This window comes from Pectobacterium polonicum, from assembly GCF_005497185.1.
GTDB classification, from domain to species: domain Bacteria; phylum Pseudomonadota; class Gammaproteobacteria; order Enterobacterales; family Enterobacteriaceae; genus Pectobacterium; species Pectobacterium polonicum.
The window spans coordinates 1-3,202 of the sequence record NZ_RJTN01000052.1 but is presented as its reverse complement, the minus strand read 5'-3'; the positions used below and the strand labels follow the sequence as shown (position 1 = coordinate 3,202).

General features: G+C 38.6%; 1 protein-coding gene. It reads left to right on the top strand.

Going from position 1 to position 3,202, the window contains the following annotated elements; all coding sequences use genetic code 11:
* Window positions 1–2,394: glycosyltransferase (locus tag EDI29_RS22495; RefSeq protein WP_137742648.1), on the top strand; the 2,394-nt coding region annotated here is incomplete at its 5' end.
* Window positions 2,395–3,202 lie beyond the last annotated feature (808 nt).

Sequence of the window (3,202 nt, the reverse complement as noted above, 5' to 3'; positions counted from 1 at the left end):
AGCATTGAAGGACTTAGCTCCATTCCTGATCATATATGCCGATTAGCTGTTGGCGACGCTAGTAATCCATTGAATTTGGTTATTGAGCAGACATCATCTTCATTTTTATTGGTTTTATATGCTGGTGAGCGACTGCTGCCACATACGCTATTATTGTTGTCTGAATATAGATTGCGCTTCTCGTCGGCGCGTGCATTCTATTTTGATGAAGCATTTATTAAAGATGAGAAAGCCAGTAATCCTATGTTGAAGACAGAATGTAACATCGATATGTTGCGTAGTTGTCCGTATATTGGACGTAACTTGGCTTTCGATGTATCGTCAGTGCGCGCTCTAGGGATGATTGCATCCCTTGGCGGGGGGCTTGAATTACATGATATGGTTTGGCAGATTATTGAGAGGGAAGGCCCTTTGGCGCTAGGCCATATTCCTGAAGTATTGGTTTATACACAAAAAGCACTCTTTGATTGGCTATACAGTAATGAGGTAACAAATTACTATCCAACTGTTATTCAACGACATCTTGTCAGATGTCATGTTGATGCAAATGTAATTGTCTCTATTATTATTCCTACACGAGATCATTTTTCTCTAATTAGCCGTTGTATTGAGACTCTGATGGAGCGAACTCAATACCCACATTACGAACTATTAATTGTTGATAATCAGTCGACAGATTCAAATGCCTGCCAGTACCTTAGCCAACTTACTGCAATGGGATTACCGCAGATTCGGATTTTATCATGGCCACATCCATTCAACTTCTCTGCCATTAATAATTTTGCTGCGGAAAGAGCAAAGGGCGATGTATTACTTTTCCTCAACAATGATACTGAAATTACTAACAGAGATTGGTTGAATGCTATGCTAAATCATGCATTACGCCCTGAAGTTGGTGCTGTTGGTGCAAAATTGGCGTTTGAAGATGGTCGAATACAGCATGGCGGTATTGTCCTGGGAATGAATGATACTGCAGGTATTTCGTTTCAAGGAGCACAAGCAGAATCAAAAGGATATATGAATCGGCTACGCATGACGCATAACGTCAGTGCGGTGAGTGCAGCTTGTATGATGATGCGACGTGATGTTTTTATAGAGCTCGGAGGATTCGATGAGCAACAATATCCTGTTTATTTTGGGGATGTTGATCTTGCACTGAAGGCTCGACAACAAGGATATTTGATCGTTTGGACTCCTGATGCAAAATTAACCCATTTAGGAGGAGCATCGCGATTATTACCGCAGCATTTTAATTTATCACCATTTCCGAAATATACCGATATTGAAGCACTCTATGAACGCTGGCTACCACAATTAGCAAATGATCCATTTTACCATCCTGCATATGGTAAATATGCACCAGGTTTTGAATTAACAGCTGAAATGGCTCGGTGTCAATTACCTTTAACCGGACGTCCTTTGCCTGTAGTTTTAGGCGTTCATGCTGATAAATACGGATGCGGACATTATCGCATTATCCATCCGTTCCAATCCATGGAGCGGGAAATGCTTGTTGAAGGGGGACTAAAAGATATCATTCCAGGCTTGGTGGATTTAGAACGTTTAAATCCTGATACTATTATTATCCAACGTGCGACCACTAAAGTGATGTCGGACAAAGTACAACAATATCGAAAATACACTAATGCGAAAATCATTGTTGAATATGATGATTTATTATCCAAAGTTCCAGTGAAATCGGTCCATCGTAAGGTTTTTCCCCAGACTATTTTAGCTGGGGTTCGTCGTTGTATAGAAGTTGCGGACTGGGTGGTCGTCTCAACTGAGCCACTTGCGAGCGAATTGAGTAAATATCATCCTGATGTACGTATCGCTGCAAACAGATTAAATCCGGCGTGGTGGAAAAATCTAACCAGTCAACGCGGTGTGGGTAGAAAAATTCGTATTGGCTGGGCTGGTGGAAATAGTCATACTGGCGATCTCGACATTCTCAGGCCTATAATAAAGGCTTTGGAAGATAAAGTTGAATGGGTTTTTATGGGGATGAAACCTGCAGGCATTAAATGCGAGTTTCATTCAGGCGTGCCAATTGAATATTATCCCAATAAAATAGCCGACTTAAATTTAGATATGGCATTAGTGCCGTTAGAAATCAACAAATTTAATGAATGTAAAAGTAATTTGCGTTTGCTTGAACTGGGGGCATGTGGAGTGCCAATTATATGTACCGATATAGAGCCTTATCGATGCGATTTGCCTGTCACTCGGGTTGATAATCGTTTTAAGGATTGGATGGACGCTATCCATATGCACTTATATGATATGGATAGCACCTATAGAATGGGTGATGAATTACGAGACATTATATATAAAAATTGGATGTTAGAAGGTGATGGGTTGCAAGATTGGCTACAAGCTTGGTTATCTAAATAATTGATTTTTAATGAAATATAGTGATGATTAACTGCTGGCCCGGTACATGGTTTGTTATATCACTTGGATAGTAGAGGTTTATTTCAGTATGTTGGTAACTGTGAGCCAAGGGCGGTAGCATTGATATTAATCATAGATGAACTGTTTCCACATTTAGATTATAACTAAAAGTGCATTGTGATCATGGTGTTCAATGAGACACTCGATGTATTATTTTTCATCTTTTTTAAAGATATGTAGGATTGTTCCTTTCCTTGGTAAGATCTTAATGTTACTTTGTAAGCTGGTGCGATTATTTTCAAGCTGTCAAGTGATTATCTACCTCTCGTAGCAAAACTCCCCCAACGATAGGTGGGAAAATGTCTTAAAATTTTTTAATAATTCAAACTACATCCGGGACTATTTAATCCGTATGGAAAAGAAACTTGTCTCTTTGTATCAAATATGTATGAAATCCAATGCGACTGCTTCTTATTCCGATTAATAATTTTTATCTTGGTTATGAATAGGGGATATAGACGCTAGGTTTGTTTGTTACTTCTCTTGGTTCCGTGATATCGGTAAGCAACTGTTATGATGATTATATCCTCAAGAAAATAACACCTTTGAGATGCAACTTTACTCAAAATGCCGATTTGGATATCTATCAACATTGTCAGTTTTCAACTATTTTTCTTATCTGAATTTATTCAACTATCCTTTATTAGCTAAAGTATTTGTAGCAATAATATAATTTCCCACATCAAAGCATGAGTGCTGAGCTGATTATATAGAGACTTGTAATGACAATAAATAACATACCTTCTAC